The following is a 15,311-nucleotide window of genomic DNA, read 5'->3' on the forward strand; positions in this document are numbered from 1 at the left end:
CCTCAGGTCGGATTGCGCGGCGGCGCGCCCGCCCCGAGCACCTCGGCCGTCTGCTCCCTGGTGTGGTGGAGCCGGAAGTTGACGAAGTAGAGGGCCATGCCGATCAGCAGCCCGATCGCGTACCAGCCGAAAGCGTCGGTGACGCCGTCGACCGGGAAGAGGGCGGTGACCGCGCCGCCGCCGATCGCGGCCAGCACCGCGGCGAGGTCGGAGATCTGCGCGCCCCGGCTGTTGCGAAGCAGCGTCCGGTGGGCGATGTAGCCGGCCACCAGGCCGAAGCAGGCGGCGCCGATGCTCATCACCAGCGGGCTGTAACTCATGGTCGTCCTTTGCGGTCGTCGGTCAGGGTCGAATCGCCGGTCAGGGTTGAATGGCCGGGCAGGGTCAGGAACGCGTCGCAATGCGGGGTGTAGGCCAGGCCAAGCACGCTGCCCGAGCTCAACAGTTGCCAGCGCACGGCTCGCAGCGCGCCACCGGCGGTGTCCCCGGCCCACATCCGGGCGAGGAAGGCCTCCATGGCGTACTGAGCGGCGCGACTCTCCACGGCGATCTCGGTGGCGATGACGCCGGCGCCGCGCAGCGAGTTGACGAACGCGTCGACGAACCCGGCCAGCAGGTCGGAGAGCGTCTCCCCGGTGCCGCAGCCGTTGAGGATGACCAGCGGCCGGCGGTACCGCCATCGCGCCGTCGCCGACCACGACCCCAACCGGCCCGGCGTGATCCATTCCTCGCTGCCCAGTTCGAGCGCGGGTTGCTGGGTCGGCAGCCCGTCCACCACGGCGAGCCTGCCGTGACCGAAGAAGTAGAGGACGTCGGTTCCGTCGGCGGCGGCCGAGCGCAGCTCCCGCCACGACGTCGTGACGTTCAGGTCCCGGCCGCCGATCAGGGTGGACACCCGGCCCAGGTGGCGCTGATGATCGCGGAGCGTCGGGTTCACCGCCACGACGACGCTGGGTGGCGCCGTGGCGCTGGTGGTCCGGGGCAGGATGCGGTCGAGGCTGCTGGGCGGGTGCTCCAGCACGTTGGCCAGCCCCCAGAACCCGAAGGGACAGATGGTTCCCCGGTCCCAGTCGTGTTTCTCCCGGTGCGGGCACCGGGCCGGCGCGTCGGCCACGGCCGATCCGGGACCCCGCTCCCAGACGCTCGGGCACACGTCGGCCGCGTCCGGGCCGTCGACGAGCGGTTCGGTGTAGAGCGCCTGCCACGGGACCGAGACCCGCGACGTGGCGGAGCGCGCGACCTGGATGACCGGGGGTGCGCCGGTCAGCACGACCTCGGTGTCGAGCCAGTGCCGGAGGCTCTGCTCGTTGCCGTGATCGGAGAGAAGCGCCCGATAGACCGTGGCGCCGGCGCCGGCGAGGCGGCGCAGGTCGTGGAGGTACTCCTCGGCGCTCTTCACCGGCTGCCCGTGCGGGCCGTTCCGATGCTTCGGCGTGGCGTCGGTGTGGAACTGTGTGTCGTAGAGGACATGGCGCAGCGCCGCGGCGGCGGTGTCGCCCTGCCGGTCGGCGAAGGAGACCCGGACCGGCCGGTTGTACCCGTTGTTGACCACGAGCGTGTGCCTGCCGTCCGCCGACGGCCCGACGTGGCAGCTCATCCCGCGATGGTCGTGCATTTCCGGATCCCGCAAGTGCGGGTCCCGCGAGTAGACGATCTCGCCCCGCGGTGGATCCGGATCGGCGCCCACCGGGACGACGATGTCGACGGCCTGCAGCAGGACGGCGCCGTAATACACACGCACGGTGATCCGGGCCCGGCACGGCACGCCGGGGGTCTCCGCGGCCAGGCTCAACCACTCCTGCCGGGCGTCCGGCGGGCAGGAGTGCTCGAAGAGGCTGACCGGGCAGTCGCACGACCAGCTGGTGCCGCGCGGGGGCAGGAACAGCCAGCGCGCGCGGTCGTCGATCGCGAGGTCGTCGCTCGTCGCGAGCGCGACGAGGCCCCACCCCCGATCCGTGCGCGGCAGCTGACCGGCGGGGAAGGCGCGGGTAGCCGGGACGACCCCGGCCGGATGCGGGGGACCGATCCGCACCATGAGCCGGAACGGGGAGCCGACCGGCAGGCCACGGTGCCACGGCGTCCCGTCGGGAGATGTCACGACCACACCGAGGAACCGCCGCTCGTCCACCGGGTCGGAGACCTCAGGGGAGGCCCGCCCGAATGCGCCCGGGCCCTCGATGCCACCGGTGGGAGCGCCTCTGCCGGGGACGGCGTTCGTCCCCGGACGCATGCCCGCGGAGGCCGGCGTCTGGACGGGGGAAACGGTCCCGGATCCCGTATCAGGTCTCTGGCGCTGCGCGAGCCCATCCGCGCGGTACATGTCGACCGCCGCTCCCGCCCGTCGGTGATCGTCGGTCTCCGCCGGGGAGGCGACGGCGTCGTCGCCGGAATCCCGCACCCGATAGCCGCGCAGCAGCCTCGCCAGGTCGAAGAAGTCGTCCAGATCGGCGTGCCAGACGATCAGCGACGTGCGGGTCACGGTGACCAACTCGACCAGGGCGGCATCGCCGGCGAGCCGGCGCAGCTCGCGGAGCGGGGCCTGTGCCACGGCGACCAGCTCGCCGCGCGGCAGACGAGCCAGGCCGGCCCGGAGGCTCTCCGGCGTCAGCACGAGCACGGGCGCCGGCGCGCCGATGGACGCGCCGAGGATCACGATCCGGCCGGCCGCCAGCTGTTCGCGGGTGTGATCCAGCCAGGGGGTGCCCGGTGTGTCGCCGAGGACGGGAGCGGTCAGGGACCGTGGCGCACGCCGGCTGAGGAGCGAGCCTTGCGGGACGGGACCGAACGGACCGGACACCAGCACCGGAGAAGCATGACATGGGCAGGAATCGGTCGCGCTCCACCTTTCGGGCGATCGGCCGTCCCGCACACGACCGTCAGAACAGGCGGTCCAGCTGGGCGTCGAGGGCGGCCAGGGCCTGCTCGTCGGTGTACTGGCCGCCGAGCAGGTAGACGCCGAGGCCCTCCATCAGCGCGAGCAGGCCGGTCGCCGCCGCGGTGTCCGCGCCGGGGAGCAGGCTCGCCAGGAAGCCGACCATCCGGCCGGTGTCCTCGCGCAGCGCCGGCACGGCTGCCGGGCGGACCGCGGTGTAGGCCAGGAACGCGAGAGCCACCCGGCCGTCGGCGCGGGACTCCTCGCCGAGCGGGAGCAGGGTCGCGAGGAACGTGCGCAGCAGCAGCCGCGGCTCGGGATCCGGGCCGAGCGCGGCGAGGGCGGCGGTGACGCGGGCCTCGTTGCGGTCCTTCACCACGTCCATCGCGAACGTCATCATCTCGTCCTTGGTGCGGAAGTAGTGCTGCACCATGCCGGCCGAGACCCCGGCCTCGGCGGCCACGTGGCGCAGGCTCACCGCTTCCAGGCCCTGCTGGGCGGCGACCCGCATCAGCGCGTCGGCGATCCGCGTGCGGCGCTCCCGATGGTCCACCTTCTTCGGCATGGCAGCGATCGTGTCACGCCGCCGTGGTCACGCCGGTCCCGGCCGTGTCGCTGCGCGCCGTGCCCGGCTCGGCGGCGGCGGGCGTGACGGTGCCGGCCGCGCCGTCCACGGTGATCAGCTGCCCGTCGGTGATCAGGGTGGTGGCGTCCCGGACGCTGATCACGGCGGGCAGGCCGTACTCGCGGGCCACCGTGGGCCCGTGCGCCATCACCGCGCCGGTCTCGCTGACCAGGGCGCCCGCGGTGAGGAAGAGCGGCGTCCAGGCCGGGTCGGTGGTGGACACGACGAGGATGTCGCCGGGCTCGATCCGGGCCTGTGCCGGATCGTGGACGATGCGAGCCGGCCCGGTCACCCGCCCGGGCGACGCGGCGACGCCCCGCAAGGATCCGGCGTCCCGCGCTGAGCCGGTGCCCCGCGCCCCTTCGCCGTCCGGCGCCGGGCCGGCGTCCCGCGACGCTTCGCCGTCCCGCGACGCTTCGCCGTCCCGCGGCGTGGCCGGGCCGGCCGTGGACCGGGCCAGGAGGGTCTCCACGTCGGTGCCGTCGGAGAGCAGCGCGGCCGGCACGTGCCGCCGCCGGGACTCGGCGCGGTGGGTGGCGCGGCGATCGGACGCCAGCGAGCGGTGGTCGGCGCCGGCCCGCACCGCCTCGGCGGCCTCGTCGAGGGTCAGGAACATGACGTCGGACGGCTCGCCGAGAAGTCCACGATCGACGAGGTCGGATCCGATCAGGAGCAACTGCCCGCGTACGGCCGACAAGCGGTACAGCCCGGCGAACTTGCCGTACTCCCGTAGCCCGGACAGCGCCCGTGCCCGGCGCAGCAGGAACACCGCCAGTGTGCCGCGGACCGGCCGCCGCCACCGGACCCGCCGGGACAGCTCGCGCAGGGCGGTCTCACCGGCCGCGGCGGCACGGGCGAACCGCACGTCCGGTGCCTGATCCGTGTCGGTCACGCGGAGGTAGTTCGCGATCGCCGCGAAGACCCCGGACGGGTCCTCGCTCCAGCGCGGGACGCCGAGGTCGGCCTCGGCGGGGCCGCGGTGGCCGTAGGTCGCCAGGAACTCGTCGAGGCCGATGTCCGGCAGGTCGCCGATCCGGTGGCGGGCGGCCAGGTCGGCCGGTGACGACCCCAGCAGGAGGTCACGGTGAGCCGGTGCGGCGGACCGGGCGAGCCGCCAGAGGGCGAGGTCCATCTCGATCGTCACGTTGTGCGGCACGCCGCCGAGCACGGTGTGGATCTCGGCCGGGGTGGCGACGCCCTTGAGCAGCTCGGCCGGGAGTGCGGCGGCGAGCAGCCCGGCCACGATGGGCCAGGTCAGGTCGTCCGCGGCCCTCGCGTCCGATGCGCCGGTGCCGGGCAGGTCCGCTCTGACGAAGGCGAGCCGGTCCTCGCTGGTCGTCACGCTGTCCGGAACGGCCGCGGCGAGGCGGAGCCGGTCGACGGCGTCGAGGACGCGCCGGCGGGCCGCGGCGGGACTGGTCAGGGCGCGGAGGATGCCGGTGACCGCGCGAAGACCCGTACCCAAGGCTGGTTTTGATTGTTGGTGTCGGGGTGCGGGAGCGGGGGCGAACCGGGGGTCGGCGAGGACGTGTTCCATGACGGCCTGGGCGCGCGGTCCGAAGTCGACGGCCATCATTTTGACCAGGCGTTTCCGGGCTGAGGGGTGGCGGGCCAGGTCGGAGAGGTCGCCGTAGAGGCGGCCGCCGATGTCGACGATCTCGGCCCGGACGCCGAGCGACGCCATCATCGCGGCGATCATCTGCTGGAGACCGGACATGCCCATCGGGGTGACCGGGCGCAGCATGCCCTGGACGTGACCGAATTCGACATAGATCCGGGGCTGCTTGCCGTCGCGCGGCGGCGGCGCCGGGAAGAGCGTGGTGATCGGCCGGGACTGGAGCAGCCACAGGGTGCCCTCGGCGTCGACGGCCCACTCGGCGTCCTGCGGCGACGCGAAACGCTCCTGGAGGCGGCGGCCGAGGGCGTGCAGCGGGGTGCCGCCGGCGGGGACGTGACGCTCGACTGGCGCGGTCCCGTCGACCACCCCGGCGCCGGGACCGTGCGCGGACTCGACGAGCATCGACGTGCGGCAGCCGGTGACCGGGTCGGCGGTGAAGAGCACGCCCGCCGTGGTGGCGGTGACCATCCGCTGCACGAGGACCGCCATCGACGGCTCGGGGAGGTCGTGCGCCTCCCGGTAGGCGACCGCGCGCGGCGTGCGCACCGATTCCCAGCACCGGGCGATCGCCGCGAGCACACCGTCGAGATCGGTCACGTCCAGGACGGTGTCGTGCTGGCCGGCGAAGCTCGCGCCGGGCAGGTCCTCGGCGGTGGCGCTGGAGCGGACGGCGACCGGGCCGCCGCCGAGCCTCGCGTAGGCGGCGGCCACCTCGTCACGCGGGATCGTGCCCCGCCGGTACGCCGCGGTGGTGACCACGAAGCCGTCCGGCACGGTCTCCCCGGCGCGGATCAGCTCGCCGAGCACGGCCGCCTTGCCTCCGGCGAGGTCGCGCGAGGTGGCCTGAGCGAGCGGGACGACGAGCATGACAAGCCTCCAATACGACTGTATTGCCAAACACCGTAGCGGGTTAGGCAATACAGTCGCAATGGATAAGCGGTCAGAGGTGCGCGGCGCACCGGCGGACGGCGAGAACCGCCAGGGTGCGGGTGGTCCGGATCAACTCGTCGATGTCGACCTGCTCGCGCGGCGCGTGCGCGAACCGGACGTCGCCGGGTCCGTAGTGCAGGGTGGGGATGCCGCCGAGGCCGCTGTAGAGGCGCAGGTCGCTGCCGTACGGCGCGGCCGTCGCCGCCACCTCGCGGCCCTCCGCCGACCGGATCGCGCCGGCCACCTCGGTGACCAGCGGATGCGCCGGATCGATGCGCCCGCTGGCGAACTGCCCGCCCGGCCAGCTCACCGCGACCGGGTGATCGCGCAGCCACGGGTCGCGGCCGCAGGCCTCGGCGACGGCGCGCTCCAGGGCGGCCCGGGCCTGCTCCGGCGGCTCACCGAGCCGGACGCCGAGGCGGCCCTCCGCGACCAGCAGGTCGGGGACGCTGCTCGCCCAGTCGCCGGCCCGCAGGGTGCCGATCGAGATCGGGTACGGCAGCGGGTTGCCGTCGAAGACCGGGTCCGGATTCGCGTTCCGCTCCCGCTCCAGCGCGGCGATCGCGGCGTGCACCGGCAGGAACGCGTCGATCGCGCTGTGCCCGGCGAGCCGGGTGCTGCCGTGCGCCGCCCGGCCCGGCACCCGCAGCGCGAAGGTGAGCGCGCCGGCGTTCGCGACCACGATGTTCCCGCTGGTCGGCTCGGTGAGCACGGCCGCCTCGGCGCGGTGCCCGCGCAGCATCGTGGCGAACGCGCCGAGCCCGCCGTCCTCCTCGCTGACCACGGTGTGCACGCCGAACGGCCTCTCCAGGGTCACGCCGGCGGCGACCAGCGCGCGGGCGACGGCGAGGTTCGCGACCACGCCGGCCTTCATGTCGCAGGCTCCCCGGCCGTGCACCGCGCCGTGGCGGATCGTGCCGCTCCACGGGTCGCGGTCGTCCCACTTGTCCAGGTCACCGGTCGGAACCACGTCGACGTGACCCTGCAGGACGAGCGCGGGCACACCGGCCGGGCCGAGGGTGGCGGCCACCCCGTACCCCTCGGTCCGGGGCGCCTCGGTGCCCGGATGGCCCGGGTGGGCGGCGAGCCCGGCCAGGTCCAGCTTCCACGTGTCGACGTCGAAGCCGAGCGCGGACAGCTGACCGGCGTGCCAGTGCTGCAGCTCGGACTCGGCGTCGGTGCCCGTCACGCTGGGCACCCGGATCATCCGGACCAGGTCGGTGACCAGGGATTGTTCGTCGATGGCGCCGACCACGCGGCTCTCGATGGTGTTCACGGCGCTGACGGTATCCCGTTCCCGGCTGAACGATTCGACCAGCGCCGATACGGCCGGCGGGCCCGCGATCACGAAGTCCGAGCCGGACCGGCATGATCGGATCGGTCCGCTGCGGTCGGGCGGGAGCGGGGCGCTTCCGGCGAGGCTGGTGGTCGAAGGGAGGCCGGGATGATCGCGGCACTCAACCGGATCGTCGACCTCGTCGAGGACGGCGACGTCGACCTCGCCGCGGTGGCGCGGTCGGCCGGCACCACCGAGTACCACCTGCGCCGAATGTTCTCGTCGCTCGCCGGCATGCCGTTGTCGGAGTACGCGCGGCGGCGCCGGATGACCGTGGCGGCCGCCGACGTGATCCGCGCCGAGGACGACCTGCTGACCATCGCGGTGCGGCACGGGTACACCTCGGCCGAGGCGTTCGGCCGGGCGTTCCGGGCGGTGCACGGCGCCGGACCCGGTGAGGTACGCCGGGACGGCGGCCCCCTTCGTACACAACCGCAGATCAGGTTCCGCCTGACCGTTGAAGGGAGCACCCCCATGGACACCCGCCTCACCGACCGCCCCGCGTTTCGCCTGGTCGGGCACGCCACCCGCGTGCCGCTGATCCACGAGGGCGTCAATCCGCACATCCAGCAGCACGTCGCCGCGATCCCCGCCGAGGAGCACGGGCGCCTCAAGAGTCTCGGCGACACCGAGCCGGACGGGATCCTGGCGGTCACCGACGGCATCGAGCAGGAGTCGCCGGAGGGCAGCGAGCTCACCTACCTGCACGGGGTCGCGCTGTCGAGCGCCGCCGCCGTGCCGGACGACCTCGACGTGATCGAGGCGCCGGCCGGGCGCTGGGCGGTGTTCCGCAGCAGCGGGCCGTACCCGCAGACCCTGCAGGAGACGTGGGCGGCGACCGCGACCGAGTGGTTCCCGTCCAACCCGTGGCGGATGCGGCCCGGTCCGTCGATCGTCAGCGTGCTCGATCGGGCCGCGGACCTCAGCACCGCGACCTGCGAACTCTGGCTGCCGGTCGAGCCCGCCTGAGCTAGCTAGCTCAGCGCGGTCAGATGGACGGCGGCGACGGTGACCAGGCCGGCGCCGAAGAGGGTGACGCCGCTCGCCGCGAGCACCGGCGTCACCCTCGACGCCCGGGAGAGCAATGCGTGGGTACGGGCGTTGCGGGTGACCAGCGAGCTTCCCGCGACAGCCAGCACTCCGACGCCGAACAGCACCACGGCCATGCCGGCGCCGAACGTCAGCACGAGCAGCAGGGCGAACCCGGCGCGGCCGAGGAACAGCCCGGTGGCGAGCACGAGGAACGCGGCCGGCGACGGGGTGAGCCCGCCGGAGATCCCGAGAAGCAGCAGGCCGGGCCGGCTCGTGTGGCCGTGGTCGTGGCTGTGGCTGTGGCTGTGGCTGTGGCTGTGGTCGTGGGAGTGGCTGTGGCTGTGGTCGTGGGAGTGGCTGTGGCTGTGCCCGTGCAGGTGGCGGCGCAGCATCCAGACGCCGGTGCCCAGGATGAGCACCCCGGCCGCGACCTGCAGCCACGTCGTCAGCGTCTCCATCCGGATCACGTCGGAGAGCGACAGGAACGTCCACGCCAGGCCGATCACCAGCACCGAGAACGTGTGCATGGCGGCCACCGAGCCGCCCAGCCAGGCCGCGTCCCGGATGCGGCCACGGGAGCCCGCCAGGTACGCGGCGGCCAGGGTCTTGCCGTGACCGGGAGTGACCGCGTGCCACGCACCGGCCAGGAAGGCGAAGAGGAACGCCAGGGGAGTGATGCCGGGAGCCTGGATCAGGTCCTGCATCCGGTCGGCGAAGGAGTTCACGCCGCCACCCGCCGGGCCGCTGCCGCTCGCTGGGCCGCTGCCGCTGGCCGGGCCGCCGTCACTCGCCGGGCCGCTGCCGCTCGCCGGGCCAGGAGGGCTACGAGAAGCAGGATCACGAGGCCGCCGAGGACCGCGCCGATCTGCAGCAGCGCGCTGCCGCTGCCGGGCGGGTCGCCGACGAGCGTCCAGTCGTGGGTGTCGTGACCGTTCTCGTACACCGTGCGCTGCCCGCTCGGACCGGTCGCCAGGGTGCGGTACGCCGGGTTGAGGTCGGTGAGCATCCGGACCGCGACGGTGGCCGTGCGGACCGGGGCCGGGCAGGCGAAGTCGACTGTCGCGCCCTTCAGGGCGAGGGCGCGGACCGGCTGGACGGTTCCGGAGCACGGCGTGGCGCCGGTGGTGACGGTGATCCGGTCCAGCAGGTAACCGGTGAACGCGGGCGAGGAGCCGACCTCACCGGCATCGGTGTAGCGGTAGTCGACCGTACCGTCGGATCGTGCTCGGTTTTTGCCGATGACGTCCAGGGACATGCCGAGCACGGTGAGGTCGTCGGGGCCGCCGACGCGCCACCGGACGCTGACGACGTCGGGGCGACGGGCGTCGTGGGTGATCGCCACGGTCTGCGGATCGCCGAACGGGTGCGCGGATGCCGGGCTGGGGACGAGCGCCGCGATCCCGGCGACGGTCAGCGTCACCAGGGCGCGGTGGGAAAGGGACGACACGGGAACTCGCTTCGGTGCTGATGAACTGCGGTGCGGGGTGAACTGCGGTGCGGGTGAACTGTGGTGCGGGTGAACTGTGGTGCGGGTGAACTGTGGTGCGGGTGAACTGTGGTGCTGATGAACTGCGGTGCGGCGGAAGTCTCCGCGCCGAAGATGATCAACAAGCGGCCGCGGGGTTAACGGTTACCAACTGTGACGAACCTCCTTCGCCCCTGAACGGCGGCGATCTTGATCATTAGCCTGGTTGGGGTGACTGCCCGCAAAACGCACCCGCTCCGCAACGCCGGCGTCCTGGTGGTCTGCGGCCTCCTGGCCGCGCTCGTGGTCGCCGCCGCGTCGTTCCCCGCCGCCGCGATCGCCGGACTCGCCGCGAAGGCCGGCTCCGAGGAGTGGGAGGAGCTGCCCTCGGAGCTGATCACGCAGACATCACCCCAGGTGTCGCGGGTCTACGCCTCCGACGGCAAGACACAGATCGCCGTCATGTACGACGAGTTCCGCAGCAACGTGCCGCTCTCCAAGGTCTCGCAGAACATGCAGGACGCCATCGTCGCCGCCGAGGACCACAAGTTCTACGAGCACCACGGTGTTGACCTGAAGGGTGTTGCTCGTGCATTCGTCAACAACAATCAAGGTGGCGGCCGGCAGGGCGCGTCAACGTTGACGATGCAGTACGTGCGGATGGCGCAGGCGTACTCGGCGACCGATCCGCAGGAGGTTGTGAACGCGACGAAGGACACCGTGTCGCGCAAGCTCAGCGAGATGAAATACGCCATCCAGGTCGAGAAGGAACTGACGAAACAGCAGATCCTGGAGCGCTATCTCAACATGGCGCCGTTCGGCAACGGGGCGTATGGCATCAACGCCGCCGCGCAGGTCTACTTCAGCAAGAAACCGGCCGACCTCACCGTCGCCGAATCGGCTCTGCTGGCCGGCATGGTGAAGGCGCCGACCGCGTTCGACCCCACCACCAAGGCCGGATACCCGCAGGCCCTGGCCCGTCGTGACTACATCATCGGCAACATGCTCAGCCTGGGTCAGATCACCGCCGACGAGGCCACCGCGGCCAAGAAGGTGAAGCTGGGCCGCACCACGAAACGGCCGAGCAGTGGCTGCGTCAACGTCGCGAAGAACCAGTGGGGCTTCTTCTGCGACTATCTCTACCGCTGGTGGCTGGGCCAGGCCGATTTCGGCGCCACCTCGTACGACCGTGAGCGGGTGCTCAAGAGCGGCGGCTACCGGATCGTCACCACGCTCGACGTGGACGCCCAGGCGGACGCCCGCAAGGAGATCACCGCCCGGACCTCGGACAAGAACCGCAACGCGCTGATGCTGGCCGCCGTCGAGCCGGGAACCGGCGCCGTCCGTGCCCTGGCCGCGAACCGCAAGTACAAGATTGACAACGCGGACGACCCGGCGAACCCGCTCTCCTCGAACCCGGCGCTCGCGAAACAGGGCGTCCGGGCGACGTACCCGAACACCACCAACCCGATCATCACGGGCAGCGCCGATCTCTCCGGGTACCAGGCCGGCTCGGTGTTCAAGATGTTCACCATGGTCGCCGCCCTGGAGAAGGGCATGGGACTGGACACCACGATCAACTCGCCGGCGCGGTACACGTCGCAGTACCGCGACTCGTCCTCGTCGTCGTGCGGCGGATACTGGTGCCCGAGCAACGCGTCCGCCAGCGAGGCCGGCAACTTCAACATGTGGACGGCGTTCGGCAAGTCGGTCAACACGTACTTCGTGCCGCTGCAGGAACGCGTCGGCGCGGCCAGCGTGGTCGACGTCGCGAAGCGGTTCGGCATCACGTTCCGCAACTCCGACGACGCGAACATGGCGAAGAACTCGGCGAACGACTGGGGCGCCTTCACCCTCGGCGTCTCCGCGTCCACGCCGCTGGACATCGCCAGCGCGTACGCCACCCTCGCCGCCGACGGCATGTACTGCACCCCCACGCCGATCGCGTCGATCACCGACGCGGACGGCAAGGCGGTCGACACCGGCAAGGCGAACTGCACCCAGGCGACCACGGCGGCGGTGGCCCGCAAGGCGCTCGACGCGGCTCGCTGCCCGGTCGGCGACCGGGCCCAACTGGGTACGTGTGCGGGCTCGACGGCCCCGCAGGTGCGCCGCGTGGTCGGTCACCCGGTGTTCGGCAAGACCGGCACCACCGACCATGACAAGACGGCGGCGCTGGTCGTCGGGACCCGTTCCCTGGTGGTTGCCGGTTACCTGGCCAACCCGGACTGGGCGAACCACACCGACCGGATGTCCCACGACATCGTGAACCCGGCGGTCTACCAGACCCTCGCGGATTACATGGAGGGCAAGCCGGTGGAGGAGTTCCCGACTCCCTGACGCGTTGATCGAAGCGGCGGCCCGGTGGCCGCCGCTTCGGCGCGCCGGGCGGTGGGCTGGGACAGCGGCGACGACCGGCCGGACCGGCCGGACCGGCCGGACCACAGTGTCGGGGCGCCGGTCGCGGCTCGTTGCCTTCACCGTATCGCGGGGTGGTGGGCTTGCGGCAAGGGGCGGGTGACGGCGCAGAATCGGCCACCTGGGGGGATTGTCATGATTGACGTGATCATCGCTGGTGGTGGGCCGACCGGGCTGATGCTCGCGGCGGAGCTCCGGCTGCAGGGCGTGGGCGTGGTGGTGCTCGAGCGCGATCCGGAGCCGACGCCGGTGGTGCGGTCGCTCGGGCTGCACGTGCGCAGCATCGAGGTGATGGATCAGCGGGGGCTGCTGGAGCGGTTCCTCGAGCACGGCACGAAGCACGAGGGCGGCGGGTACTTCGCCGGGATCGTCAAGCCGTGGCCGGAACGCCTCGACACCGCGCACGGGTACATCCTCGGGATTCCGCAGACCGTCACCGACCGGCTGCTGGCGGAGCACGCCGTCGCCGTGGGCGCGGAGATCCGGCGGGGCACCGAAGTGATCGGTATCGGTCAGGACGACTACGGAGTCACCGTACAGACGGCCGGTGGGGCGGAGCTGCGGTCCTCGTTCCTGGTGGGGTGCGACGGCGGGCGCAGCGCCGTGCGCAAGCTGATCGGCGTCGGGTTCCCCGGCGAGCCGAGCCGGGTCGACACGCTGCTCGGCGAGATGCGACTGACCGTGCCGGCGGAGTCGCTGGCCGCGATCAACGCCGAGGTGCGCCGGACCGAGCTGCGGTTCGGCGCGATGCCGCTGGGCGACGGGTTCCATCGGGTGCTGGTGCCGGCCGCCCGGGTGTCGGCCGAGCGGTCGACCTTCGAGGAGTTCACCGAGCAGCTGCGGGCGACGGCCGGAACCGACCTGGGGGCGCACGAGCCGCGGTGGCTGTCCCGGTTCGGCGACGCCACCCGGCTGGCTGACCGGTATCGGTCGGGACGGGTGCTGCTTGCCGGCGACGCCGCGCATGTTCATCCGCCGACCGGCGGGCAGGGTCTCAACCTGGGCATCCAGGACGCGTTCAACCTGGGGTGGAAACTGGCCGCCTCGGTACGGGGGTGGGCGCCCGCCGATCTGCTGGACACCTACGAGTCCGAGCGCCGGCCGGTCGCCGCGGAGGTGCTGGACAACACGCGGGCGCAGATGCACCTGCTCGGCGCCGAGCCGGGTCCGCAGGCGGTCCGTCGGCTGCTCGCCGAGTTGATGGACTTCGAGGACGTGACGCGCTTCCTGATCGAGCGGATCACCGCGATCGGGGTGCGGTACGACATGGGCCCGGGACCGTTTCCGATCGGGCGTCGGCTGCGGGACATGCCGGTCGGGCGGGCGCGGCTCTACGAGCTGCTGCGCGGTGGGCGCGGGCTGCTGCTGGACCGGACGGGGCGGTTGTCGGTGTCCGGGTGGGGCGATCGAGTGGACCACGTCGTGGCGCCGGACGCGGAGATCGAGGCGGCGGCGGTGCTGCTGCGCCCGGACGGGCATGTCGCCTGGGCCGGGGATGACCAGGACGAGTTGGGTGAGCGGTTGTCCCGCTGGTTCGGCTACCCGGACTACGGGCTCCCGTGACCGGTGCCGCGCAAGCGATTTACCAGGTAGTGGGCCTGCTGTGATAGCCGTTACCAAACCGGGGGCGGGCGGAAGAACGCGGTCGCGGAGCAACTTGTCGAAGGGGTGGCAGAGACTCGCACCATCACCCCGCCCGACGACGACCTCACACCCGGCGAGCTGCTCCCGCTCGGTCGCCGCTTCCGGATCGTTCTCGTGCTCGGTTTCCTCACCGCGCTCGGGCCGCTCACCATCGACATGTACCTGCCGTCACTGCCGACGATCACCTCCGACCTGCAGACGACCGCCGCGGCGGTGCAGCTCACGCTGACCGGCACGCTGCTCGGCCTCGGTCTCGGGCAGCTGCTGGTGGGCCCGCTCTCGGACGCGATCGGCCGGCGCAGGCCGCTGCTCGCCGGCGTGGCCGTGCACATCGTCGCGTCGGTGCTCTGCGTGGTGGCCCCGAACCTGGCGACCCTCGGCGCGCTGCGGGTGCTGCAGGGCCTCGGTGCGGCGGCGGCCTCGGTGGTGGCGATGGCGATCGTGCGGGACCTCTTCGACGGCCTGGCCGCGGCCCGGCTCTTCTCCCGGCTGATGCTGGTCGTCGGGGTGGCGCCGATCCTCGCGCCGACCATCGGCGGGCTCGTGCTGAGCTGGACGTCGTGGCGGGGCGTGTTCGTGGTGCTGACGGTGATCGGCGTGGCGTTCCTGATCGCGTCGTCGGTGGTGCTGCCGGAGACGCTGCCACCGGCCCGGCGCCGCAGCGGTGGCGTGGCGGGCACGGTCCGCGACTACGGGCGGCTGTTCACCGACCGGGTCTACGTCGGCCTGATCCTGGTGGCCGGTCTGGCGATGGCCGCGCTCTTCGCGTACGTGAGCGGTTCGTCGTACGTCTTCCAGGACGGGTACGGGATGAGCGAGCAGCAGTTCGCGCTGATCTTCGCGGGCGGCGCCGTCGGTCTGATCGGCGCCACCCAGTTCAACGTGCGCCTGCTGCGCCGCTGGACCCCGCAGCAGATCCTGGCCACCTCGCTGCTGGCCGGCCTCGGGTTCGGCCTGGTGCTGCTCGTGCTCGCCGCCACCGGCATCGGCGGCCTGGCCGGCATCCTGATCCCGCTCTGGCTGGTGCTCACGATGGTCGGCCTCGTCATGCCGAACGCCCCGGCCCTCGCGCTGAACCGGCACGGCGAGGCGGCCGGCACCGCCGCCGCGCTGCTGGGCGCCGTCCAGTTCGGTGTGGGCGCCCTGGCCGCGCCGCTGGTGGGGGTGCTCGGCGTCGGCGCGGTCGCGATGGCGGTCGTCGTCTTCGGCGGCATGCTGGCCGCGACGGTGGTCTGCTTCGTGGTGGTACGGCCGCACCGGCTCCCGGTGGAGCAGGGCCGGACCATCGTGGCGGTCGCCCACTGACACGCTCCCGGAAGCGGGCGCGCGGCCGGGCCGGCTGGCGCGTTCCAGCCGGAGCGTCGCGGTGCC

Annotated in this window: 11 protein-coding genes; 4 read left to right on the forward strand and 7 right to left on the reverse strand. The window is 72.6% G+C overall.

The features are described 5' to 3' along the window. Nucleotides 1–2: 2 nt before the first annotated feature. From AMIS_RS19535 to AMIS_RS19555, 5 genes are all read right to left on the reverse strand, one after another. Entirely contained in the window at nucleotides 3–320 is a 318-nt protein-coding gene (locus tag AMIS_RS19535; RefSeq protein ID WP_014444086.1) for a hypothetical protein, read from the reverse strand. Beyond that, on the reverse strand, nucleotides 317–2,803 hold the full coding sequence (locus AMIS_RS19540) for a CHAT domain-containing protein (RefSeq protein WP_014444087.1): 2,487 nt from the start codon (nucleotides 2,801–2,803) through the stop codon (nucleotides 317–319). The genes AMIS_RS19535 and AMIS_RS19540 overlap by 4 nt, the downstream gene beginning before the upstream one ends. A 73-nt stretch (nucleotides 2,804–2,876) precedes the next feature. Further along, nucleotides 2,877–3,437 (reverse strand): TetR/AcrR family transcriptional regulator, encoded by a 561-nt coding sequence (locus AMIS_RS19545; protein WP_014444088.1) that lies wholly within the window; start codon nucleotides 3,435–3,437, stop codon nucleotides 2,877–2,879. A gap of 13 nt (nucleotides 3,438–3,450) precedes the next feature. Then, a complete protein-coding gene (locus tag AMIS_RS19550; RefSeq protein WP_014444089.1) occupies nucleotides 3,451–5,982 on the reverse strand; it encodes a PEP/pyruvate-binding domain-containing protein in 2,532 nt (843 codons plus the stop codon). Nucleotides 5,983–6,055: 73 nt separating this feature from the next. Continuing rightward, nucleotides 6,056–7,321: an ArgE/DapE family deacylase gene (locus tag AMIS_RS19555; RefSeq protein WP_197538041.1), complete on the reverse strand. Its 1,266-nt coding sequence runs from the start codon at nucleotides 7,319–7,321 to the stop codon at nucleotides 6,056–6,058. A gap of 168 nt (nucleotides 7,322–7,489) precedes the next feature. Between AMIS_RS19555 and AMIS_RS19560 the strand changes: the two genes are divergently transcribed. Then, nucleotides 7,490–8,350 carry an AraC family transcriptional regulator gene (locus AMIS_RS19560; protein ID WP_014444091.1) on the forward strand — a complete coding sequence of 287 codons (861 nt, stop codon included), beginning with the start codon at nucleotides 7,490–7,492 and terminating at the stop codon, nucleotides 8,348–8,350. A 5-nt stretch (nucleotides 8,351–8,355) separates the two neighbouring features. Here AMIS_RS19560 and AMIS_RS19565 read toward each other — a convergent pair whose 3' ends face one another. After that, on the reverse strand, nucleotides 8,356–9,138 hold the full coding sequence (locus AMIS_RS19565; protein WP_014444092.1) for a HoxN/HupN/NixA family nickel/cobalt transporter: 783 nt from the start codon (nucleotides 9,136–9,138) through the stop codon (nucleotides 8,356–8,358). After that, nucleotides 9,135–9,860 (reverse strand): hypothetical protein, encoded by a 726-nt coding sequence (locus AMIS_RS19570; RefSeq protein WP_014444093.1) that lies wholly within the window; start codon nucleotides 9,858–9,860, stop codon nucleotides 9,135–9,137. Before AMIS_RS19570 ends, AMIS_RS19565 begins: the two co-directional genes overlap by 4 nt. A 249-nt stretch (nucleotides 9,861–10,109) precedes the next feature. Here AMIS_RS19570 and AMIS_RS19575 point away from each other — a divergent pair, with 249 nt between their 5' ends. The 3 genes from AMIS_RS19575 to AMIS_RS19585 all read left to right on the forward strand — a co-directional run bounded on the left by AMIS_RS19575 (nucleotide 10,110) and on the right by AMIS_RS19585 (nucleotide 15,245). Beyond that, nucleotides 10,110–12,218, forward strand: coding sequence for a transglycosylase domain-containing protein (locus AMIS_RS19575; protein WP_014444094.1), 2,109 nt, complete (start codon nucleotides 10,110–10,112; stop codon nucleotides 12,216–12,218). A gap of 213 nt (nucleotides 12,219–12,431) precedes the next feature. Beyond that, nucleotides 12,432–13,859, forward strand: coding sequence for a rifampin monooxygenase (rox, locus tag AMIS_RS19580; protein ID WP_014444095.1), 1,428 nt, complete (start codon nucleotides 12,432–12,434; stop codon nucleotides 13,857–13,859). Nucleotides 13,860–13,964: 105 nt separating this feature from the next. Next, nucleotides 13,965–15,245 (forward strand): multidrug effflux MFS transporter, encoded by a 1,281-nt coding sequence (locus AMIS_RS19585; RefSeq protein WP_014444096.1) that lies wholly within the window; start codon nucleotides 13,965–13,967, stop codon nucleotides 15,243–15,245. Nucleotides 15,246–15,311 lie beyond the last annotated feature (66 nt).

The sequence above is a fragment of the Actinoplanes missouriensis 431 genome (genome assembly GCF_000284295.1).
Classification (GTDB): domain Bacteria; phylum Actinomycetota; class Actinomycetes; order Mycobacteriales; family Micromonosporaceae; genus Actinoplanes; species Actinoplanes missouriensis.

What these genes read in the sequence shown, in the direction of transcription:
- AMIS_RS19535 (WP_014444086.1), bottom strand. Translation starts at nt 320, where the DNA reads ATGAGTTACAGCCCGCTGGTGATGAGCATCGGCGCCGCCTGCTTCGGC.
- AMIS_RS19545 (WP_014444088.1), bottom strand. Translation starts at nt 3,437, where the DNA reads ATGCCGAAGAAGGTGGACCATCGGGAGCGCCGCACGCGGATCGCCGAC.
- AMIS_RS19550 (WP_014444089.1), bottom strand. Translation starts at nt 5,982, where the DNA reads ATGCTCGTCGTCCCGCTCGCTCAGGCCACCTCGCGCGACCTCGCCGGA.
- AMIS_RS19560 (WP_014444091.1), top strand. Translation starts at nt 7,490, where the DNA reads ATGATCGCGGCACTCAACCGGATCGTCGACCTCGTCGAGGACGGCGAC.
- rox (WP_014444095.1), top strand. Translation starts at nt 12,432, where the DNA reads ATGATTGACGTGATCATCGCTGGTGGTGGGCCGACCGGGCTGATGCTC.